Source organism: Herbaspirillum sp. WTB6 (genome assembly GCF_057457785.1).
Genome location: NZ_CP176522.1, coordinates 2,618,280 through 2,640,805, shown reverse-complemented (window position 1 = coordinate 2,640,805; position 22,526 = coordinate 2,618,280). Strand labels below are relative to the sequence as shown.

23 protein-coding genes are annotated in these 22,526 nt (G+C 58.3%); 5 read left to right on the top strand and 18 right to left on the bottom strand.

Annotated elements, in window-relative coordinates:
• Positions 1–107: 107 nt before the first annotated feature.
• The 18 genes from ACK2VC_RS12375 to ACK2VC_RS12290 all read right to left on the bottom strand — a co-directional run bounded on the left by ACK2VC_RS12375 (position 108) and on the right by ACK2VC_RS12290 (position 18,791).
• Positions 108–1,463, bottom strand: coding sequence for a hypothetical protein (locus tag ACK2VC_RS12375; protein ID WP_486730652.1), 1,356 nt, complete (start codon positions 1,461–1,463; stop codon positions 108–110).
• Entirely contained in the window at positions 1,460–2,989 is a 1,530-nt protein-coding gene (locus ACK2VC_RS12370) for an O-antigen ligase family protein (RefSeq protein WP_486730651.1), read from the bottom strand. Before ACK2VC_RS12370 ends, ACK2VC_RS12375 begins: the two co-directional genes overlap by 4 nt.
• A 5-nt stretch (positions 2,990–2,994) precedes the next feature.
• Positions 2,995–3,900, bottom strand: a complete 906-nt coding sequence (locus tag ACK2VC_RS12365) for a hypothetical protein (RefSeq protein ID WP_486730650.1) — start codon at positions 3,898–3,900, stop codon at positions 2,995–2,997.
• Positions 3,901–4,249: 349 nt separating this feature from the next.
• Positions 4,250–5,347 (bottom strand): DegT/DnrJ/EryC1/StrS family aminotransferase, encoded by a 1,098-nt coding sequence (locus tag ACK2VC_RS12360; protein ID WP_486730649.1) that lies wholly within the window; start codon positions 5,345–5,347, stop codon positions 4,250–4,252.
• A 12-nt stretch (positions 5,348–5,359) separates the two neighbouring features.
• Entirely contained in the window at positions 5,360–5,944 is a 585-nt protein-coding gene (locus tag ACK2VC_RS12355) for an acyltransferase (RefSeq protein WP_486730648.1), read from the bottom strand.
• Between the two features lies 1 nt (position 5,945).
• Entirely contained in the window at positions 5,946–7,007 is a 1,062-nt protein-coding gene (locus ACK2VC_RS12350; protein WP_486730647.1) for a Gfo/Idh/MocA family protein, read from the bottom strand.
• A 19-nt stretch (positions 7,008–7,026) separates the two neighbouring features.
• Positions 7,027–8,361: a nucleotide sugar dehydrogenase gene (locus tag ACK2VC_RS12345; protein ID WP_486730646.1), complete on the bottom strand. Its 1,335-nt coding sequence runs from the start codon at positions 8,359–8,361 to the stop codon at positions 7,027–7,029.
• Between the two features lie 165 nt (positions 8,362–8,526).
• The gene (locus ACK2VC_RS12340) at positions 8,527–8,895 is read right to left on the bottom strand and encodes a MarR family EPS-associated transcriptional regulator (RefSeq protein WP_486730645.1); all 369 of its coding nucleotides are present in this window, start codon (positions 8,893–8,895) and stop codon (positions 8,527–8,529) included.
• A 213-nt stretch (positions 8,896–9,108) separates the two neighbouring features.
• On the bottom strand, positions 9,109–9,990 hold the full coding sequence (gene rfbD, locus ACK2VC_RS12335; RefSeq protein ID WP_486730644.1) for a dTDP-4-dehydrorhamnose reductase: 882 nt from the start codon (positions 9,988–9,990) through the stop codon (positions 9,109–9,111).
• A 49-nt stretch (positions 9,991–10,039) separates the two neighbouring features.
• Positions 10,040–10,927, bottom strand: a complete 888-nt coding sequence (gene rfbA, locus ACK2VC_RS12330) for a glucose-1-phosphate thymidylyltransferase RfbA (RefSeq protein WP_486730643.1) — start codon at positions 10,925–10,927, stop codon at positions 10,040–10,042.
• Between the two features lie 79 nt (positions 10,928–11,006).
• Positions 11,007–12,290, bottom strand: coding sequence for a 5-(carboxyamino)imidazole ribonucleotide synthase (locus tag ACK2VC_RS12325; protein WP_486730642.1), 1,284 nt, complete (start codon positions 12,288–12,290; stop codon positions 11,007–11,009).
• A 7-nt stretch (positions 12,291–12,297) separates the two neighbouring features.
• Positions 12,298–12,804: a 5-(carboxyamino)imidazole ribonucleotide mutase gene (gene purE, locus ACK2VC_RS12320; RefSeq protein WP_486730641.1), complete on the bottom strand. Its 507-nt coding sequence runs from the start codon at positions 12,802–12,804 to the stop codon at positions 12,298–12,300.
• Between the two features lie 11 nt (positions 12,805–12,815).
• Positions 12,816–13,712, bottom strand: a complete 897-nt coding sequence (locus tag ACK2VC_RS12315) for a phosphoribosylaminoimidazolesuccinocarboxamide synthase (RefSeq protein WP_486730640.1) — start codon at positions 13,710–13,712, stop codon at positions 12,816–12,818.
• A gap of 161 nt (positions 13,713–13,873) precedes the next feature.
• On the bottom strand, positions 13,874–14,938 hold the full coding sequence (fba, locus tag ACK2VC_RS12310; protein WP_486730639.1) for a class II fructose-bisphosphate aldolase: 1,065 nt from the start codon (positions 14,936–14,938) through the stop codon (positions 13,874–13,876).
• Between the two features lie 46 nt (positions 14,939–14,984).
• On the bottom strand, positions 14,985–16,415 hold the full coding sequence (pyk, locus tag ACK2VC_RS12305; RefSeq protein ID WP_486730638.1) for a pyruvate kinase: 1,431 nt from the start codon (positions 16,413–16,415) through the stop codon (positions 14,985–14,987).
• Positions 16,416–16,424: 9 nt separating this feature from the next.
• A complete protein-coding gene (locus ACK2VC_RS12300) occupies positions 16,425–17,630 on the bottom strand; it encodes a phosphoglycerate kinase (protein ID WP_486730637.1) in 1,206 nt (401 codons plus the stop codon).
• Positions 17,631–17,718: 88 nt separating this feature from the next.
• Positions 17,719–18,042: an AzlD domain-containing protein gene (locus ACK2VC_RS12295; protein ID WP_486730636.1), complete on the bottom strand. Its 324-nt coding sequence runs from the start codon at positions 18,040–18,042 to the stop codon at positions 17,719–17,721.
• A complete protein-coding gene (locus ACK2VC_RS12290) occupies positions 18,039–18,791 on the bottom strand; it encodes an AzlC family ABC transporter permease (RefSeq protein WP_486730635.1) in 753 nt (250 codons plus the stop codon). The genes ACK2VC_RS12295 and ACK2VC_RS12290 overlap by 4 nt, the downstream gene beginning before the upstream one ends.
• 192 nt (positions 18,792–18,983) lie before the next feature.
• On the opposite strand from ACK2VC_RS12290, the gene ACK2VC_RS12285 reads away from it, so the two are divergent.
• From ACK2VC_RS12285 to ACK2VC_RS12265, 5 genes are all read left to right on the top strand, one after another.
• A complete protein-coding gene (locus tag ACK2VC_RS12285) occupies positions 18,984–19,904 on the top strand; it encodes a branched-chain amino acid transaminase (RefSeq protein ID WP_486730634.1) in 921 nt (306 codons plus the stop codon).
• A 53-nt stretch (positions 19,905–19,957) separates the two neighbouring features.
• Positions 19,958–20,158 (top strand): zinc-finger domain-containing protein, encoded by a 201-nt coding sequence (locus ACK2VC_RS12280; RefSeq protein WP_486730633.1) that lies wholly within the window; start codon positions 19,958–19,960, stop codon positions 20,156–20,158.
• Between the two features lie 36 nt (positions 20,159–20,194).
• A complete protein-coding gene (locus tag ACK2VC_RS12275) occupies positions 20,195–20,626 on the top strand; it encodes a YybH family protein (RefSeq protein ID WP_486730632.1) in 432 nt (143 codons plus the stop codon).
• A gap of 106 nt (positions 20,627–20,732) precedes the next feature.
• Complete coding sequence (locus ACK2VC_RS12270; RefSeq protein ID WP_486730631.1) at positions 20,733–21,686, top strand: YheT family hydrolase; 954 nt, start codon at positions 20,733–20,735, stop codon at positions 21,684–21,686.
• Positions 21,687–21,811: 125 nt separating this feature from the next.
• On the top strand, positions 21,812–22,411 hold the full coding sequence (locus tag ACK2VC_RS12265) for a DUF2946 family protein (RefSeq protein ID WP_486730630.1): 600 nt from the start codon (positions 21,812–21,814) through the stop codon (positions 22,409–22,411).
• Positions 22,412–22,526 lie beyond the last annotated feature (115 nt).

Genomic DNA, 22,526 nt, shown 5'->3' with positions numbered 1-22,526 from the left:
ATTTTATATAAAGGCTATTTCATCTACATATAGGTGAAGTATATCTTCAAATATCTCAATCTATCCGGTATGCATACGACAAAATACCTACATAACATCCTGTACATTTATCGCACTACCCTGGCTGTTCTACCTATGCTACCAGACCAATATGCTAACAGACGAATAATCAGCAGCACAATCAAAACGATAAAAAGACCATGTGCACCAAATACCGCCTGCAACGAAGCCGAGGACGGTAATATAGCCAACCCGCACAACAATACGCCATAACTAGCCAGCCCTACCGGATGCGAGGTAAAAAGAAAGGCTGCGCCAACTCTGGCAACCAACAACAAAATCGTCGCGACCGCAACCCCCGCCACCCCCCCGCGGGCAAACGAATCGGCGTCAAAAGAAGCGTAGGCACTGACCGTCCTCGAATACTTGTCAGGGAATCTCGCCTGGTACGCCCAAATACCAACCTCCCGACTCGGAGCATCCCCAGTTGTTGTCCGCCGCGTGGGTAAAAAATTGTGAAAGCCCATGGACGTTTTTTTAACGTAGCTAAAATATTGATACCACCTATTGGAAACATCCGCAGGCGTTAACCATGTTCGGTACAAAATATATTCCGCAATATTCGATACTTTGGAGCGCTGCAGACTGTCATCGGGAGGCTCGAGCCTAATGTAATCACCAAGGGTTAGGGCACGCCGAGGGTCATCAGCATTCATTTGTCCAAACACAGAAGGTGGCAGATAGGACAGTCTGATTTTATTGAAATACTGTGAGCTTGAAAATAACATAATTCCAATGAAAGCCACCCCTAGCAATACAGATACTGCCAAGCCCAAAGACAAGCACCTCCTGAACCGCGAAGGCATGACACATGAAACGAACAGACAGGTAATTAGCAGCAGCACCAATGGAAGTTTGGCCAATGTAGCTGCCGCATACAAACTCGCCATTATCAAACCCAATATGGCCAGAAATTTATGCCCCGTAAAAAATGCAACCATGATATAGATCGGCGCGAAAACTGCCAACGCCCAGGTAAACAAATATTTGACAAGCGGCGGTATGTCCAGAAATTTTGCTGAGTCATCCCGTAGCAACATCAACGAACTTTGGGTGACATCGCTGTCAAATACCGCTATCAGTAATGGAATCTTCGGCATCAAATATAAGTGCGCGGCCGCAGGTAGCAAGAAGAAAAACCCGGCCAAGGTCATCCACAGCTTTGTCGAGCTCTGGGCTATGGCGGGCAACCTCTTTGTGGCTTTACTGAAACATAAAAAATCGGCCAAAAACAAAAATACGGCAATTGCGGTGACCAAAGTGAGCTGCATGCCCCGCGCCGTCGGGTGTAGATCCGAATATTGGAAAACAAGAGGCAATAGCATCAAACACAGCCATCCCAATGACGGCGCAAATTCCACAATGGAATCAATTTGAGCGCCGTGCCTGTCAAACAATGTCACGCCTTAGCCCCGTTAAAAGACGACTTCCTGGGCGTCGGCACTTCGCAAAGCATCGCACTCAGGAGAAGCCCAATCCAGACCAATCGAAAGTCCACGTAATCTCCCCCGAATACAGACCCAATACACATAGCCGCGACGAAGGCAATGAGCGGCAAGCCAGGCTTAATTTTTTCTTTTGTGCGCAACACTTCCCAGGTCAAAATCAAAAGAACACCAGCAATTAACAAGGTTCCGAGCACACCAACCGCGTAAAGAAGCTCGACTACAATGTTATGAGGGTGTGAGTAAGGTTCAGGCATTCCTGTATACAGATTGGTCGCTACGGCATGGAAACTGCCAAACCCATTGCCCACCCAAGGAGCTTGGGAAATTCCGCTCAAACCATGCATCAAGAGACGAATACGGAATGAAAAATCAGGGATGTACACGCGAAATCGCAACATGGTATCGGCAATATCCTGCTCCCAACGCTCTACTTTGAACCCACAAGAGTATTTTCCAGCAGTGCAGGCTACTATGGCAGCCAACCGCCGTTGCGCCTCAAAATTTGAATTGCTCTGTTTTAACAGGCAAGCCGTCGAGGTCGCATCAAGGGAAGGACCAACTGCTACCAATTCTTCGCCTGTCGGCGGTGTGACTGATTCCGTACTCAGCGAATACCCAACTCCGAGTACGCCCTCGGTAATCCTGGCGGTGAACATTCCACCGGACACAATAATGAACAGAATGGTAGCAGCAAGGGAAACGGCAACCACAGCCACCGCCCGACGTTTTTCAAACCAAGTGACATGGACGCCAGCCAGAAGCAGCAGCCCGCCAGTTCCTGCGAGCAAAGCCGCTTTCGACAGAGACATATAGGCTGCGACAAAACAAAGGACTGAGCAAAGCCCCAATAACCATCCCCTAGCTAATTTTTTGAATTGGAAAAGTACAACAAGGGCTGCAAACCCGCCGAAGATCTGAAGTCTGTAGAACGTGAATGTCGTCGCGAGCGGCCTGTCCTCACCGCTAGATTTTGTACCAAGTGACGCCAATAGCATCCACGCGGCCAATAGAAGTGCAACAAACAAAGCAATCCACATCAATACATTGACCAGCCGCGTACCCCACACTTGAAATGCGACACCCAGAATGCCGGCAATCAAAATAATGGTTGTCAACTCCCAAGCAAGGTAATTAGAGTGTGCATTAGGCATATAAAAAAGCGTATGACTCATCACCGCAAATTGAACTCCAACCACTAGACCCACACATCTCCAGACCTGCTGCTTATTGGCAGGATATCTCGCGCTGTTGCGCGACTTCCAGCCGATAGAAACCAAGATCGCCGCGAACAACACTGCCCATGTCCTGACTTCGCCCAACACAAACCATTCTGGTGATATTTTTGGGAAGACTCTTGAAATCGGAAATCTACCCACAAACGTTGCCGCGTAGATTGACAACGCACTACAAAAAAGCAGGAATTTTCCTGAATACCGGTCAATTGGGAACCGTCCCGCAAGCACATTTGAAGGCTTTAACATTTTATTTAAACCTGCGATTTAGCGACTTTTTGCAAAGATAGTATGATGCCGTAATGCGTCACTGCCGCAAAAAATGGAACCAGAACAAGCGCCACTTGAAGAGGGGCCAATAATGAAACGAAGAAAAAAAAGATTGCCGCTAAGATTAACAATCGCAAATGTTCATAGTGATATATCAAACTATTTTTGAGCGAGACCAGTATAACAGACCCGATAGTTAGTATCTGGTAAAGATACATACTGAACCGTACGGCCGTAGAGATGGTATACCCGTAAATTTCACCTGGCTCGCCTGTTTGAATAAATGCCCAATAGGTAATTGAATAAGTTGCAACATTGGTTAGGAAAATGCTTTGAATTAGCTTTTTAAATTCCATGAAGGAACTATCAGAGCGCAAAGAACTGGTAGGGGTTAATCGAATTACCCGCCACATGCTCCACGAAAACACAGTACCTACTGCCACGGCCATAAGAAATGAGGACTCTACGCCCAGCCCCCCAATCACCAATCCGGCCAAAATAACGGAAGAGATAGCTTCACGAATTCTTCCTGAAAAAACCCATCCCCGCTCTATCAACACGCGCGACCATTGCGCACCCGCGATCCACATCAGTAGAATCAAGCTGAGTAAGGTTAAGGTGTGGGGTGTCGCACTTGACATGGGCAACATGACAAATATGACAAACACACCCAGCAGTGAGAGAAAAGTTAACCCGACTTTTCCCAAGGAGCCGCTCCCCAGTGCAATAGCGTTCACACCAAAACTGGCGGCCATGGAAACGACATAAAACAGTTGGAAGAAATGTTTATCTTGAACGGAAAAATTGATAATGGCATAATCTCTCAGCAGAGAAGCCAAAAATGAAATTCCGGCGGCACCATAAGCAGCAAATAAAAATCGAAATTGCAAATTATTTCCCGATTTCAAACTGAGATAATCTTTTGACCGATATGCTCAAATAAGTCATGATACTCATAAACATATAAGACGAACCTACCAATAAGAATCCCCCCTTACCAAAACAAGTACCGGGAAAAATATTTTAATACTCTTTAAATAAAAATCCGTAAAGGTAAGATTTCTTATTCAATCGTCTCTTAAATGATATTTAAAATTAAATAAATCGAAAAATTACAAAAAAATACCTGTATCAAAAACTCGATAATATGGTGACCTATGTATAAAAACCACGTCATACAAAACATTAACAGCCCGAAGGCCGTCGATATCTGGTCGGTAAGCCGGGCGATCGGAAAGTTCAGTTCTCACTTTGATTAGCGCTCACCAGTGCCGATATGATTTTTTTCTGTTCTTCCACTTCAAGGTCTGCACCCATCGGCAAACTCAACACCATTTTCGCCATCTCGACCGATACCGGGCAACACTCGGCGCAGCATAGATGTGCATAAGCAGATTGCAGATGCATAGGAACAGGATAATGAACCGCTGTAGGAATACCCGCGTCCTTTAAGGCTGCCTGTATCTTCTCGCGGCCTGCTACTTTGACGGTATATTGAGCGAAAACGCTGGTGCGGTCGGAACCCTGCGCGATAGTTTCAACCTTATTTGAAAATAATTCGTTGTAGCGAGCGCCAATTTTTAGACGTCGTTCAACTTCCCAATCAAAGCGTTCGAGCTTGGCCAAGACAATGGCGCATTGAATGGTATCCATACGACCACCCACACCGACGCGAGTATGAACGTAGCGTTTGGACTGACCGTGCACGCGAATCTCACGCATGGCTTGCGCTAATGCGTCATCGCTGGTAAAGAGAGCGCCACCATCACCATAACAACCCAGCGGCTTACTGGGGAAAAAGCTGGTACAGCCGATGGTGGAAAGGTTGCAGCTTTTCTTGCCTTTGTAGGTCGCACCAAAACTTTGCGCGGCGTCTTCAACCACGGTCAGACCGTGCTTGGCTGCGATCGCGTTAATCTCATCCAGGTCAGCCGGCTGGCCGTAGAGTGAGACCGGTATGATCGCTTTAGTACGTGCGGTGATTTTCGATTCAATCAGGGCGGCGTTGATGTTACAGGTATCCGGTTCGATATCGATGAAGACCGGCTTGGCACCGAGCAGGACGATCACTTCCGCCGTGGCGATAAATGAAAATGGCGTGGTGATGACTTCGTCACCAGGTCCCACATCCAGCGCCATCAGCGCGATCAGCAAGGCTTCCGTGCCGGAGGCAACAGTAATACAGTGCTTGGCGCCAGTATATGCAGCAAGCTTTTCTTCCAGTTCCTTGACTTCCGGGCCCATGATGTACTGGCCGTGGTCCAGCACTGTCTGGATACGCCCATTGATGTTGTCGCGCAAGGCATTGTATTGAGCCTTGAGATCAATGAATTGCATGAATTTGCCCTTTTATTGATTGGAGATCAGGGTACAAACATTTTCTTTTAATTCGTAGCGCTCGCCAGTATGAGCGCAGGTAGCTTCACCAGTACCTTTGAGCGGCAACTTGAGACGCTCGCCAAACCGGCTCATCCAGCCAATCTGGCGCGCCGGCACGCCAGCCATCAGGGCAAAATCAGGCACATCGCGATTCACGACTGCTCCGGCGCCGATAAACGCATGTTCGCCGATGGTGGTACCGCACACGATGGTGCAATTGGCTCCCAGGGTTGCGCCGCGCCTGACCAGCGTCTTGCGGTATTCGTTCTTGCGCGTCACCGCCGAACGCGGATTGTAGACGTTGGTGAACACCATGCTCGGGCCACAAAATACGTCATCCTCGATCGTTACTGCGTCATAAACCGAGACGTTGTTCTGAATCTTGACGTTGTCGCCAATGACGACGTCGCTGCCGACAAAGACGTTTTGGCCCAGCGAGCAACCGGCACCGATACGTGCGCCACCGCAGACATGCACGAAATGCCAGATCCGGCTGCCGTCGCCGATAATCGCTCCATCGTCGACAATCGCACTCGGATGAATCGTGGCTGCCATCTCAGTACTCCAGCGGCAGCGCGACCCGCTTGCCGTCGCGCGCCGACAGATACGCGGCAATCAGGACTTCCATCGATTTCAAGCCCTCGCGGCCGTCGGTCTCGGGTTCGGACTCTCCGCGCAGTACCCGGATGACGTTGTCGTAGTAGAGCGGATGGCCAAACCCATAGACAGAGGTGGTCTGATAGCTGGCATCCTTGATTTTCTGGTCGTCCTCGTCCGCCTCGGCGAACTCCCAGTGCTGCACCTCATTAACCGCGACCCCGCCGATACGGACAGTACCTTTCTCGCCAAGAATGGTAATGCTGCCCTCCAGGTTCTTGGGGTAGGTCAACATGGTTACGTTCATCGAACCGAGCGCGCCGTTGCGCCAACGCACACTAACGACGCCGCTATCTTCCACCTCGATGTCGCGCGCCAGCGTGGCCGTGTACGCGTGCAGGCTTTCGACCGGGCCGATGATCCAGTCGATCAGGTCGACGTAATGGCTGGCCTGGTTCATGAAGGCGCCGCCGTCAAACTCCCAGGTCCCCCGCCACTTGGCGCTGTCGTAGTATTCCTGTGGTCGTGTCCAGAAGACATTCAGGTTGACCATGTAAATACGGCCGAAACGGTTTTTTTCGACTGCCCGCTTCAGCAATTGCAACGTGGCGTTACGGCGATTTTGCTTGACGACGAACAGACGTACTCTGGCCGCATCGCAGGCCGCAACCATGCGCTTGGCATCGTCCCAGCGCGTCGCCATCGGCTTTTCAGTAATCACATGGCGACCAGCCTGGGCAATCTGAATTGCCTGCTCTGAATGCAAGCCAGATGGCGTAGTCAGAATGAAGGCATCGGCATCGCAACCTTCGAGCATGTCTTTTAAATTCTTGAAAGGCCTGGCGCCCGTCGCGCCTGCGGCCTCTTCCAAGGCTTGCGGATTGATGTCGCAGACGCCGACCAACTCGCAGCGCTCTTCATGTTGCTTCATCGCGGCAAAATGATTTTTGGCGATGCGGCCGCAGCCGACTAGAGCGAAACGGATTTTGCGATCGGTAATCGCGGGAGGAAAGGAACGCATTGAATTGTCTTCCAAGTTCTTAAGCTTTTACTACGTTGGGCAACGGTTTCAAATATACGCCGCGCGTGTCGACGATCAGCTTTGCGTGCTGCTGGATCAGCTCGTAGTCAAATGCCTTATGGTTTGTTGCCAACAACACCACATCATAGGAAGCGATCGAGCCGGCGGTCAGCGCCACGCTCTGCAGGTCGAAATGGTGTTCGCGCATTTTCGGAAATACCGGTACATGCGGATCTGAATAACTGACTGCGGCGCCTTTATCACGCAGAATCTCCATCAATTCGACCGACGGCGATTCCCGCATGTCGTCGACATTTTTCTTGTATGCGATGCCGAGCACCAACACCTTGCTGCCCTTGACCGCGCGGCCACGGTCGTTCAGTGCATCCGCCACCTTGCCAATTACCCAGCGCGGCATATCGCTGTTGATCTCGCCGGCCAATTCGATGAAACGGGTGTGAACCCCGTATTCACGCGCCTTCCAAGTCAGGTAAAACGGATCGATCGGGATGCAATGCCCACCCAGCCCCGGGCCGGGATAATACGCGGTAAAACCAAACGGTTTGGTCGCTGCGGCGCGGATGACCTCGTGAATATCGATATCCATCTTGTCCGCGATGATTTTCATTTCGTTGACCAAGCCGATATTCACCGCCCGATGAATATTTTCCAGCAGCTTGGTCAATTCCGCGGCCCGCGTGGAACTGACCGGCACGACTTTGTCAATCGCCACGCTATACAGGGCAATGCCCGCTTGCTGACAGCCAGGAGTAGTTCCGCCGCATATCTTTGGGATTGTACGTGTTTCGAAATCTGGATTACCGGGATCTTCACGCTCCGGCGAGTACACAAGAAATACGGTTTCACCGACCTTGAAGCCGCGCGATTCAAGTCGCGGCCTCAACTCTTCATCGGTGGTACCTGGATAAGTCGTACTTTCCAAGGATATGATTTGGCCCGCACGGATGTATGGCACCAACGCATCAACCGTATTGAGTACAAAACTCAGATCCGGCTCGCGATAAGCGTTCAACGGAGTTGGTACGCAAATAATCAGCGCGTCCGGTTCCGATGCCCTCGAAAAATCCGTGGTTGCCTCGAAGCCTTTCGCCCGGGCCGCTGCAATCGATTCACCGGATATATGCTCAATATAGCTTTGCCCCTGGTTTAGTTTATCGACCTTATCAAGATCAATATCGATTCCCAACACCTTAAAGCCAACATGAACGAACCGGAGCATCAGCGGCAATCCAACGTAACCAAGGCCGACGATTCCAATAACCGCGGACCCATCATTCAGGCGCGATTGAAGCTGGCGTAACTCTTGTGATTCCACTTTATTACGGATATCCATGCTGTCTACATATAATTGGAAAAATACTAAAAATAACCTCGCAACCGGAATACTAAAATTACAACCTCAGGTAACGCCTCACACGCGCAACTGAGAAACTCCAGCGCGAACTGGTTGGTCAAGCTCCTACCGAAAACAGACACGAACGTTTGAGCGAGTCGCCGCTCATAGCGTGTTTTTTTGATTGGCCATGGCCACGGCTGGACTTTTTACTTCGGATTTCAACGCCTCAATTTCCTGTCTCAAACTCTCGTATTCGGCCATCTTCCGCTCCAGGAAGCGAACCGTGAGACCGGTTTTTTCGGCGATGCCGGCGGGTGTAAGCAGGTAGGCATAAGCCAGTTTCTTCGGGCTTTTGCTGAAGCTCTGTATCTTGATCCATCCCTTGTCCAGCAATGCCTTAATGCAATAGTTGGCCTTACCCAGACTTATTCCCAGTGCGTTGGCCAGATCGCGCTGATTCATGTGCGGGTTGGCCTCCAGAAGACGCAAGACCTTGAGGTGATTTTCTTCTTGGAGGGAGGGAGTTAACATCTTGTTCGATGTCGGTTTTTGGTATTCGAGATCCAAGCCGCCCGAGATAACGATTGGCTGCTAGAGCCGAACAAATGGAAACTCGGGTTGTTCAATTAATGAACACCAATGTTAACACATCGAACACGGCATTGTCTTGGTCAAATCAGCAAGCTGACGGACCGGTTCTACATTGAACCAGTTGTATCGGACAGCGAACCGAGGGAAAGCCATTTATTCCGCCGCACCCATGCACAGGCGCAACGCCTCCGGCCACTGCGGCAGGTCGCAAAACGTATTTCTCAGGCGTTCGGTACAGAGGATGGAGTTCGCGGGACGCTTGGCCGGCAAGGGGTAGTCTTCGGTCCGGATCGGCATCAGCACTGGCCGCTTGACGACGCCGGCATGATCCAGAATTTCCTTGGCGAAGCCATGCCAGGTGGTCTGCCCGCGAGCGCTCAGATGATAAATGCCGCTTCGCTCCTGCCACCAGTCGCACGCCTGCTTCGCCGCATGGCCTTGGGCCACGATATGCGCAGTGATGTCGGCAATGGTGCGGCACCAGGTCGGTGCGCCATGCTGATCGGAAACGATGCGCAACTCATCGCGCTCCTGCGCCAGCCCCAGCACGGTCTGCAGGAAATTCTTGCCCCGATTGCCATACACCCAACTGGTGCGCAGGATCAGGTGCGGGATGCCGGTAGCTTGGATCGCCTGCTCGCCGGCCAGTTTGCTGGCGCCATATACATTGACTGGCGATGGCCGGTCGGTTTCCGTGTACGGGCCGGCCTTGGTGCCGTCAAATACGTAGTCGGTCGAGTAATGGATCATCAGCGCGCCGAGCTTGCGCGCTTCTTCCGCCATGACGCCGGGCGCTTCGCCGTTGATGCGCATGACCAGCTCCTGCTCGCGCTCGGCCTGGTCGACCGCGGTATAGGCGGCCGGATTGACGATCAGCGTCGGTTGGATGTCGCGAATGACGGCGCGTACCTGGGCCAGATTGGCTAGATCCATTTGCGCGCGATCGAGGGCGATGATGTCGCCCAGGCCTTGCAGGCTGCGCTCCAGTTCGTAACCGACCTGGCCGGTTTTGCCGGTGAGGAGAATGCGGGTCATGGAATCGGCTCGCCTGTCGTGCTGTTGTGCGAAGTGATCGCTGCAGGGCTCAAAACACCTTGCCTTCAAGCAGTTGCAGCAGGTAGCGGCCGTAACCGTTCTTCTGTAGCGGCTGCGCCAGTTCCTGCAATTGTTCCGCGCCGATATAGCCTTTGCGATAGGCAATTTCTTCCGGGCAGGCGATTTTCAAACCCTGGCGATTTTCTATGGTAGCGATGAACTGGCCGGCATCCAGCAGGGATTCATGCGTGCCGGTATCGAGCCAGGCCATGCCGCGTCCCATCAATTCGACGTTCAACTGGTTGCGTTGCAGATAGGCACGGTTGACGTCGGTGATTTCCAGTTCGCCGCGCGCGGATGGCTGGATGCCGGCGGCGATATCGCATACCTGGTTGTCGTAGAAATACAGTCCGGTAACCGCGTAATTGGATTTCGGCCTGGCCGGCTTTTCCTCGATGCTGACGGCGCGCCGCGCAGCATCGAATTCGACCACACCATATCGCTCCGGATCCAGCACATGGTAGGCAAACACGGTCGAGCCCGCATCGCGCTCGGACGCGGCGCGCAACTGGCGCTCGAAGTCGTGGCCGTAGTAAATGTTGTCCCCCAGGATCAGCGCCGACGGCGCCGCACCGACGAAATCACGGCCGATGATGAAGGCTTGCGCCAGGCCATCCGGGCTCGGCTGCACCGCGTAGGAGAGGCTCAGCCCCCACTGCCGGCCGTCACCCAGCAGTTCCTGGAAGCGCGGGGTGTCTTGCGGCGTCGAGATGATCAGGATCTCGCGGATACCGGCCAGCATCAGCGTGGTCAGCGGATAGTAGATCATCGGCTTGTCGTACACCGGCAGTAATTGCTTGGAGACCGACATCGTCACCGGGTAGAGCCGGGTGCCGGAACCGCCGGCCAGGATGATGCCTTTGCGAGCTTGGGTCATGGGCGGAGTATGTTCAAAATCGCATTAATTGACATGCCACTGCGTGATCAATGTCGTGGAGTATGTAAATACGGAGGCCTCATGGTATGCGCTGTTCGCCGCCATTCTTGCTGCCTTCGGTCTCGCCACACCCGGTAGCTGCAACCACTTCCTCAGTAGATTCCAGCGCGATGCCCAGCACCCGGCACGCCCGCCGCAGGTTGTCCTGCGCCTCTCCCAGCGTCGGCGCAACGAAGGTGACATGCCCCATCTTGCGGCCGCGCCGCGCTTCGCGCTTGCCGTAGAGATGCAGGTTGGCGCCCGGCAACGCCAGCACCTGGTCCCATGCCGGTTCGCGCGCGTCGGCAGCGCCTTCGCCTTCGAACCAGATGTCGCCGAGAATATTCAGCATCACAGCCGGCGAATGCTGGCGCGCATCGCCCAGCGGCAGGCGCGCCATCGCCCGCACCTGCTGCGCGAACTGGCTGGTGACGCAGGCGTCGATCGTGTAGTGGCCGCTGTTGTGCGGGCGCGGCGCCATTTCGTTGACCACCAGCGAACCATCCTGCAGCACGAAGAATTCGATGCACAGCACGCCGACATAGTCGAGCCGGTCGATGATTGCCAGCGCTGCCGCCTGCGCCCGTTGTGCGCAATCGGCGCTGACATTCGGGCTAGGCACGATGGTGGTGAACAGGATGCCGTCGCGGTGCACGTTTTCGGCGATCGGGTAGACCACTGACTGGCCGTCTGCACCGCGCACGGCCAGCACCGAGATTTCATAGGCCAGCGGCAGCATCTTTTCCAGCACGCACGGCACCTCGCCCATGGAGGCAAACGCGGCGCGCAGTTCGGCGCGGGTCGCCACGCGCGCCTGGCCCTTGCCGTCGTAGCCGAGCCGCACGGTTTTCAGGATGCCGGACAGCAAGGCTTCGTCCGCAGCGTCGATGTCCGCCGCCGACGCGACCAGACAATGCGGTGCCGGCAGCACCCCGGAGAGCGGCGCGCATTCGGTGAAGAAGCGCTTTTCGGCGGCGCGATCCTGCGCGATCGAGACGCAGGCGGCGGCAGGCGCGACAAAGCTGTCCCGCGCCAGGAATGCCAGGCTCGCGGCCGGTACGTTCTCGAATTCGGTGGTCACCGCCGAGCATTGTTGCGCCAGTTCCGCCAGCGCCGCGCGATCCTCGTAGCCGGCCGCCAGCAAATGGTCGGCAGCATGGCCCGCCGGGCAGTCGAGCGCCGGCTCCAGCACCGCGACCTTGTAGCCCATCGCCTGCGCGGCATGGACAAACATGCGGCCGAGCTGGCCGCCCCCCATCACGCCCAGCCAGGTGGCGGGCGCTGCCGTCGGATTGAAAGCTGGGTCACTCAATTGCAGGCTCATACGAATCTCATGCCGGCAAGGTCATGGCTTGCGCCTGCGCGGTTTGGGCGATGCGGAATTCCTGCAGGCGCGCAGCCAGCGCCTGATCACCTGCCGCCAGCATCGCGACCGCCATCAAGGCGGCATTGGCGGCGCCGGCTTCGCCGATGGCGAAGGTGGCGACCGGGATGCCCTTTGGCATTTGCACGATCGACAGCAGCGAATCCTCGCCGCGCAGATACTTCGACGGTACCGGCACGCCCAGCACCGGAACGATGGTCTTGGCAGCCAGCATCCCGGGCAGATGGGCGGCGCCGCCAGCGCCGGCGATGATGGCGCGCAGGCCGCGCTCGCGCGCGCTTTCCGCATAGGCAAACATCTGGTCGGGCATCCGGTGCGCCGAAATCACGCGTGCCTCGTGCGCCACGCCAAACTCCTTCAGCAGCGCCACTGCGTGCTGCATCACTTCCCAGTCGGAAGAAGACCCCATCACCACGCCCACCAGGGGCGCGCCTGCCTGCGCTTCTATCGTCATCTCGGTCCTCTTCAATCTTGCAGCGTGGCGCCGGTCAGGCGCTCCAATGCCTCGCGGTATTTGGCGCCGGTCTTCTCGATCACGTCGGCCGGCAGCGCCGGCGCCGGTGCCGTCTTGTGCCAGTCGGAGAGGGTTTCCAGATAGTCGCGCACGAACTGCTTGTCGAACGATGGCGGCGACATGCCGGGCGCATAGGAATCCGCTGGCCAGAAGCGCGAGGAATCGGCAGTCAGCACTTCATCCATCAGATGCAGCACGCCGTTCTCGTCGAGGCCGAACTCGAACTTGGTGTCGGCGATGATGATGCCGCGCGTCGCCGCATAATCGGCGGCGGTCTGGTACAACCTGATGCTGATGTCGCGCATGCTGGCCGCCAGTTCCTTGCCGATGCGCCGCTCCATTTCCTCGAAGCTGATATTTTCGTCATGCTCACCCAGCTCGGCCTTGGCGGCCGGGGTGAAGATCGGCTGCGCCAGCTTGTCGGCCTGGCGCAGACCCGCCGGCAAGGCGATACCGCAGATGGCGCCAGTCGCCTGATAATCCTTCCAGCCGGAACCGATGATGTAGCCGCGCACCACCGCCTCCACCAGGATCGGCTGCAGGCGCTTGGCGACCACCGCCCTGCCCTTGACCTGATCCGCCTCGTCCTCGCGCACGACGCTCTCCGGCGCGATGCCGGTCAGATGGTTCGGCACGATGCCGGCCAGCTTACCAAACCAAAAATTCGACATCTGGTTCAAGACCTTGCCCTTGCCGGGGATCGGTTCATTCATCACGACATCGAAGGCAGACAGGCGATCGGTGGTGACGATCAGGAGCTTGTCGTCGCCGACTGCATAGTTGTCACGCACCTTGCCACGGCCGAGCAGTGACAGCGAGCTGATGGAGGATTGATAGAGGCTGTTCATGGAAATTCCGGATGCTGCGTTAGTGATTCTCTCGCCCCTTCGGTTTCACGGAGCAGGGCTGTTCATTACTTCAAAGATGTGCACGTCTTCCCTGTTGTTCCCAGCCACGCGGGAACAACAGGAAGACAATGGCCCCCGTTTCACGGGAAGCGAAGCGCCGATTACTGCACCACCTGTTTCAGCTCGCCGTTCTTGTAGCGCTCGGCCATCTTTTCCAGCGTCACCGGCTTGATCCGGGCCGCCTGGCCTTCGCAGCCGAACGCCAAATAGCGCGCCTTGCAGATGTTCATCGCCGCTTCGCGCGCCGGCTTCAGGTAGTCGCGCGGATCGAACTTGGATGGGTTTTCCACAAAATAGCGGCGGATCGCGCCGGTCATCGCCAACCGGATGTCGGTGTCGATATTGATCTTGCGCACGCCGTGCTTGATACCTTCCTGGATCTCTTCCACCGGCACGCCGTAGGTTTCCTTCATGTCGCCGCCGAATTCGCGGATCTCGGCCAGCAGTTCCTGCGGCACCGAGCTGGAGCCGTGCATCACCAGGTGCGTGTTCGGGATGCGGGCGTGAATTTCCTTGATGCGGTCGATTGCCAAAATGTCGCCGGTCGGCTTGCGTGAAAATTTGTAGGCGCCGTGCGAGGTGCCGATCGCGATCGCCAGCGCGTCGCACTGGGTCAGCTTGACGAAATCGGCGGCTTGCGCGACGTCGGTCAGGAGCTGCTCGCGCGTCATCGTGCCTTCCGCACCGTGGCCGTCCTCCTTGTCGCCCTTCATGGTTTCCAGCGACCCGAGCACGCCCAGCTCAGCTTCGACCGTGACGCCGATCGCATGCGAAAACTCGACCACCTTGCGCGACACCTCGACGTTGTAGGCGTAGTCGGCCACCGTCTTGCCGTCGGCCTGTAGCGAACCGTCCATCATCACCGAGGTGAAGCCGGAGCGGATCGCGGTCATGCACACCGCCGGCGACTGGCCGTGGTCCTGGTGCATCACCACCGGGATGTGCGGATAGGCTTCGACCGCCGCTTCGATCAGGTGCCGCAGGAAGGCTTCGCCGGCATATTTGCGGGCGCCGGCCGAGGCCTGCATGATGACCGGCGCGCCGACCGCATCAGCCGCGGCCATGATCGCCTGCACCTGTTCCAGGTTATTGACGTTGAAAGCCGGCAAACCGTAGCCGTTTTCGGCTGCGTGGTCGAGCAGTTGACGCATGGATACGAGAGGCATGATGGTTCTCCAAATAAAAAATATCAAAAACCGGAAATCGCGGGCTTCAATCACCAATCCGCATGATCTTCAGGGCGTTGGTGCCGCCGACCTGCCCCATCGGCTCACCCCAGGTCAGCACGATCATGTCCCCGCGCTGCACCACGCCTTTGGCCAACAGCAAATCCTGCGCAGCCTTCAAAACGGCATCCCGATCGCTCGATGCGGCCAATTCAAAAGTATGGACGTTGCGAAACAAGGCCGCTTTGCGCTGCGTCGAGCGTTTGGGCGTCATCGCATAAATCGGCGTATCGGTGTTGTGGCGACTCATCCACAGCGCGGTCGAGCCGGAATCGGTCAGGGCGGCGATCGCTTTCACTTTCAGGTGGTAGGCGGTAAACAAGGCGCCATAGGCGATCGACTGGTCGATGCGAGTAAATTCGACATTCAGGAAATCGCCGTCCAGCTTGTAGTTTTCGGAATTCTCTGCCTCCAGGCAGATCGCCGCCATCGCTTCGACCGTCTCCACCGGATATTTTCCGGCGGCGGTCTCGGCCGAGGTCATCACGGCGTCGGTGCCGTCCAGCACGGCGTTGGCCACGTCCGACACTTCGGCCCGGGTCGGCACCGCGTTGACGATCATCGATTCCATCATCTGGGTGGCGGTGATTGCCAGCTTGTTGGAGGCACGCGCCATGCGGATCATGCGCTTTTGCAAGGCCGGCACCGCGGCGTTGCCGACTTCCACCGCCAGGTCGCCGCGCGCCACCATGATGCCGTCCGAGGCATCGAGGATTTCCTGCAGGACCGGAATTGCTTCCGCGCGCTCAATCTTGGCAATCAGCATCGGCTTGTGCTTGTACGGCTCGCCGGCAATATTCGCCAACTGGCGCGCCATTTCCATGTCGGTCGCGCTTTTCGGAAACGAGATCGCCAGATAGTCGGCCTGGAAACTCATTGCAGTCTTGATGTCGTCCATGTCCTTGGCGGTCAGCGCCGGCGCCGTCAAGCCGCCGCCTTGGCGGTTGATACCCTTGTTGTTGGACAGCTCGCCGCCGACCCGCACCGTGGTGTGGATTTCACCGCCCGCTACCCGGTCCACCACCAGCACGATCAAGCCATCGTTCAGGAGCAGCACGTCGCCGCGCCGGACGTCACGCGGCAAATCCCGGTAATCGAGGCCGACGCGCTGCTGGTCGCCCAACTCGCAATCAGCGTCCAGAATGAACTGGGCACCCTTTTCCAACTGAATCTTGCCATCAACAAACTTGCCGACTCGGATTTTCGGGCCCTGCATATCGGCCATGATCGCCACTTCGCGCCCGCAGGCAGCCGCCACTTGGCGCACCAGTTGCGCGCGCTCGATATGATCCTGGGCCTTGCCATGCGAAAAATTCAGCCGCACGACGTCGACGCCGGCCTCGATCATTTGCGTCAGGGTTTCGGAATCGCTGGAAGCGGGGCCGATGGTGGCGACGATTTTGGTGGATCTGGGCATGTCGACCTTTTACGGCTGGGCGGCGCGCCGCATCAAAATTTCGACCGCAGGCAAGGTCTTGCCTTCCAGGAACTCAAGGAAGGCGCCGCCGCCGGTGGAGATATAACCGATCCGGTCGGCGATACCGTACTTGGCGATCGCCGCCAGCGTATCACCGCCGCCGGCAATCGAAAAAGCCTTCGAGGCCGCGATCGCCTGCGCCAGCGTCTTCGTGCCGTTAGCGAACTGGTCGAATTCGAACACGCCGACCGGACCGTTCCAGACGATGGTACCGGCGCCGGCGATCTGTGCCGCCAGCCGCGCCGCGGTGTCGGGGCCGATGTCGAGGATCAGGTCGTCGTCTTCCACCGCCGCTACCGGCTTGACGGTTGCGGCCGCATCGGCGGCAAACGCCTTGGCGCACACGACGTCGGTCGGAATCGGCACTGAAGCGCCGCGCGCCGCCATCAGCTCGATGATCGCGCGCGCCTCGGCCACCAGGTCTGGTTCGGCCAGCGACTTGCCGATCCTCAAACCGGAAGCCAGCATGAAGGTATTGGCGATGCCGCCGCCGACGATCAGATGATCGACCTTGTCCGCCAGCGCCTTCAGGATGGTTAGCTTCGACGAGACCTTGGAGCCGGCGACGATCGCCAACAGCGGGCGCGCCGGCTGGTGCAGCGCCTTACCCAGCGCGTCCAGCTCGGCCGCCAACAGCGGGCCGGCGCAGGCCACCGGCGCAAACTGGGCGATACCGTAAGTGGTGGCTTCGGCGCGGTGCGCGGTGCCGAAGGCGTCGTTGACGTAGATGTCGCACAGCGCCGCCATCTTGCGCGCCAGCTGCTCGTCGTTCTTTTTCTCGCCGCGGTTGACGCGGCAGTTTTCCAGCAGCATCACCTGACCCGGCGCCAGATCGGCGGTCGCGCCGCCGTCGAGCCAGTCCTGCTTCAGCGGCACCGGCTGGCCCAGCAGTTCCGCCAAGCGCTCGGCCACCGGCGCCAGCGTGTCCTGCGGCGTCAATTCACCCTCGGTCGGGCGCCCCAGATGCGAAGTCACCATCACCGCGGCACCGGCGTCCAGCGCCTGGCGGATCGCCGGCACCGAGGCGCGGATGCGGGTATCTTCAGTGATCTTGCCGGTGTCGTCTTGCGGCACGTTCAGGTCGGCACGGATAAATACCCGCTTACCTTGCAACTGGCGGGCGGCGATCAGGTCGGAGAGTCGATTGAATTTCATCGCGGGCAAAAAACGGGATGGACGAGAATCCGCCATTTTACCCTACCGTCCGGGCAAAAACCGGCCACGCCGCCCCGGCGGGCGGGCGCTAGAACGCCAGGCGCAGCACCGAAAACAGGCCCATGCCGACGATGATGGTGCCCAACAGATGGCGCGTGGCGAGGAAAAACAGCGTGGCGCCGATCCCGGCCCAGAGTTTCGGGTTGAACCAGGCGAAACTGGCCGCGCCATTCGCCAGCCACAGATCGGGAATCACAATCGCCGCCAGCGCCGCCGCCGGCGCATAGCGCAGCGCGTGCTGCACCCTGGGGGGAAACTTGACCGCATGGCCAAACAGGAACAGCGAGCTCCTGGTCAGGATGGTCGCCAGCGTCAGAAAACCGATGGTGAGCCAGACATCGCTCGCGCTCATGCTTTTTCCTTGTACAAAATCCCATCTACCAGCATCGCCGCTACCATGCCGAGAATCACCGCCAGCAACAGCCCGAGCCGAAACGGCAGGTCGATCGCCAGCACCGCCACCGCGCCGGCCACCGCGACGCCTGCCAGCGCGGCCAGATTCACAGTCAGCGGGATCAGCACCGCCAACAGGGCCAGCGTACCGGCAAAACCAATATTCCAGCTCTCTGGAATCTGGCTGCCGAGCAGGATGCCGGCGATCGATCCAACCTGCCACGCAAACCAGTTGGGATAGGCGATGCCGTTGAAAAAACCAAGCTTGCCGGCCGGCAGGTGCACGCTCGAGGCCGGGAACCGCTGCGGGAAGAAGCCCATCGTCAGGTCGCCGGTGAAGTAGCCGTGCCAGATACGCCGATACCACGGCAGATGCGCGAAATGCGGCCCGATCGCGGCCGAAAAAATCACGAAGCGCAGGTTCACCACCATTGCCGTCGCAAACACGATCCAGATCGGCGCGTTGGCGGCGATCAGCGGCAACGACGCCAGTTGCGCCGAACCGGCAAACGCGGCCAGCGTCATGCCCAGCGCCTGCCACACTGTCAGGCCGGACTTCACCATCGCCATGCCGGTGACCATGCCCCAGGCGCCGATGCCGGGCATGGCGGCGGCGCACAGCTTGAACGCTTCGCGGTAGGCGCTGCGCTCCACCGCATCGATGGCCGCCGGGTTTGCCGCCCGCGTGCCGCTGAAATCGCTATCCATGTTTGCCGTGGGCGTCGCCGGTGGAGGTTGGTACGGGTGCCGCTTGCCAATGTTGCAAGCCGACTGGAATCCGGCCGGAAAGCCGCTGCACGGCGCTCCGATTTTCGGGAAGGCGTATTCTACCGGCGATTTTTTGCCACCGCCCGAATCCGTTAGAATTGGCGTTTCGCTTCAATTTACGGAGATTTCGAGATGTCCATGTCCGACCGCGACGGAAAAATTTGGAAAGACGGCAAGCTGATCGACTGGCGCGACGCCACGATCCACGTGCTGACCCACAGCCTGCACTACGGCATGGGCGTCTTCGAGGGCGTGCGCGCCTACAAGACGCAGGACGGCACGGCGATTTTCCGGCTGCGGGAGCACACGCAGCGGCTGTTCAATTCGGCCAAGATCTTCCAGATGAAAATTCCGTTCGACATGGAAACCATCATCGAGGCACAAAAGCAGGTGGTGCGCGAAAACCGCCTGGAATCCTGCTACATCCGGCCGCTGGCCTGGATCGGCGACGAGAAGCTCGGCGTCTCGGCCCAGGGCAACACGATCCACGTCGCCATCGCCGCCTGGCCTTGGGGCGCCTACCTGGGCGAAGACGGCATGAGCCGCGGCATCCGCGTCAAGGTGTCGTCGTTCACTCGGCACCACGTCAACATCTCGCTGGTGCGTGCCAAGGCTTCCGGCTACTACATCAACTCGATCCTGGCCAACCAGGAAGCGCTGGCCGACGGCTACGACGAAGCGCTGCTGCTGGACACCGAAGGCTTCGTCTCCGAAGGTTCCGGCGAGAACGTCTTCATCGTCAAGAACGGCAAGCTGTATACGCCCGATCTCGCCTCCTGCCTGGACGGCATCACGCGCGACTCGGTGATTACCATGGCGCGCGACCTCGGCATCGAAGTGATCGAAAAACGCATCACGCGCGACGAGATGTACTGCTGCGACGAAGCCTTCTTCACCGGCACCGCGGCCGAAGTCACGCCGATCCGCGAACTCGACAACCGCCAGATCGGCCCCGGCCACCGCGGTCCGATCACCGAAAAATTGCAGTCGCTGTTCTTTGAAATCGTTGCAGGCCGCGCCCCGCAATACCGGCACTGGCTAACGGCAGTTTGATGCCAGCCGAACCCGTAACCCGCACCGCAAACGAACCCGCCATGGAAAATCAGATGATGCCAACCGTTGAAGTCATTCCGGTGGAACTGGACGACGCCAGCTACCTGTCGGCCTACTGCCCGAATCCAAAAATGCCGCTGTGGTCGGCGCACCCGCGCGTGTATCTGACCTTCGATGCCAGCGGCCGCACCAAATGCCCGTATTGCAGCACCGTGTATCAGTTGAAAGCGGGCGTACACACCCATCGCCATTGAGCCGGTCCGGCGCCCTGCGCATTCGCCCGATTTCCCATGTCACGCCCCAAACTGGTGGCCGGCTCGGCCGATGATATCGAAAGCGCGTTCTACGACGCGCTGGCGCGGGCCGACATCGAGGCCCTGATGGCGCTGTGGGCGGAGGAAGACGAGATCGTCTGCATTCATCCGAACGCGCCGCGCCTGGTCGGCTACGCGGCAATCCGGGCTTCATGGGAAGCGGTGTTCGAACAGGGCGGCGTACACATCCGGCCGCGTCAGCTGCACACGGTACGCAACCCGATGACCGAGGTGCACAGCGTGCTGGAGGAAATCAACCGGCCCGGAGCCGGCAGCCAGGAGGTGCACGTACTGGCCACCAATGTCTATGTCAAGACCGTACACGGCTGGCGCATCGTTCTGCACCACGCTTCGGTGGCGCCCGGCAAGGCGCCGCCGGAACCGGCCGGAGCCACGCTGCTGCACTGATTGGGCGGCCGCGGGCCCGCCTTGCAGGCGACGGTTCTGGTGATTTTCATCCGCCTTTGAGGCCGCGCAACAGGCACCCGCGCATCCGGCCACAACATTGAACCTCATGGATTTCCCCGCGCCACGCTGGCTGCCTGGCGGCCATCTGCAAACGATCTATCCCGCGACCTGCATCGCCAGGCCAGCGGTGGCGTACCGGCGCGAGCGCTGGGATGCGCCGGACGGCGATTTCATCGACATCGATTTTGTCGACGGCCGTCCGGGCCAGCCGTTCCTGGTACTGTTTCACGGCCTGGAAGGATCGTCGCAGAGCCATTACTGCCGCGCACTGATGGCGGCCGTAGCAGCGCGCGGCTGGTCGGGCGCGGTGCCGCATTTTCGCGGCTGCTCGGGCCAGATCAACCGGGCACCGCGCTTTTACCATTCCGGCGATGCCGCGGAAGTGGACTGGATTTTGCGCCGGCTGGCGGCGCACGCCGGCGCCGCGTCGAAGTTCTACGCAGCCGGCGCCTCGCTTGGCGGTAATGCGCTGTTGCGCTGGCTGGGCGAAGCGCAGCACCAGGCCGAGTTCGTCGACGCCGCCTGCGCGATTTCGGCGCCGCTTGACCTGGCCGGCGGTGGCGCCGCGCTGACGCGCGGCTTCAACCGGATTTACGGCTGCATGTTCCTGCACACCATGAAGTCGAAGAGCCTGCAGAAGCTGGAGCAATTCCCCGCCCTGTTCGACCGCGAGCAAATGCTGCGCGCACGCGACCTGTATGCGTTCGACAATATCGTCACCGCGCCGCTGCATGGTTACCGCGGCACCGACGATTACTGGAACCGCGCCAGCGCCAAGCACGTGCTGGCCGACATCACGCTGCCGACGCTGGTGCTGAATGCGCAGAACGACCCTTTCCTGCCGGCCCGGTTCTTGCCGCGCAGCGCCGCGCGCAGTGTGACGCTGGAATATCCGCGCGAGGGCGGCCACGTCGGCTTCGCCACCGGCGTGCCGCCGGGACGGCTGGACTGGCTGCCGCGGCGCATCATGCGTTTTCTGGAGGACGACAACGAGGCTTGACGACAGCGGTACCAGACGGCAGCCGCACTGCCACCGGCTTCGCTGCACCGGCGGGTGGCCGCAGGCTGCAGGACACGCTACAGTACCCCCATCGGCAAACCCACATCTATCGAGGAAGGATGCGCATGGATCCTATCGTGCAACAGGCGCTCGCCAAGTGGCCCAACGTGCCCCATTGCTATGGCTGGCTGGCGCTGGATGCGCGCGGCAGCTGGCGCATGCGCGACGAACGGGCACAGGCGCTGAAATTGCCGGGCGACAGGATCAGCAACGCGGCGCTGCTCGGCTTCATCCACCGCAATTACACCCACGACGAACAAGGCCGCTGGTACTTCCAGAACGGTCCGCAGCGCGTCTACGTGAACCTGGAAATCACGCCTTACATCGCGCATACCGATCCGGCCCAGGGCTTTGTCCTGCAGCACGGCGAGGCGCTGACGCCGATCGACTCGGCATGGATGACGGAAAACGGGCAACTGATCCTGCAAGCCGGCGCCAAGGTGGCGGCGCTCGACGACCGCGACCTGGCCGAATGCCTGACCGCCTTGCGCATCGACGGCGCCCCGGCCGGCGACGAACGCCTGCTCGACTGGCTTAGCGGCGCAGCCGACGGCCGGCTGACGCTGCACTACGCCGGTCAGCGGCTGCCGCTGCAGCGCATCGCGCGCGCGGACCTGGCCACTCACTTCGGCTTCGTGCCAGCGCCGCAGCCGGACCCGGCATGAGTGCCGGTACGGCGCGCCGGATATTCGATCTAGGGGTATATTAATTTCCCGACCGGAATACGTACGGAAGTGAGTTGTGCATCAAGGAGTATATGAACGAAAGGAGATCGCGCAG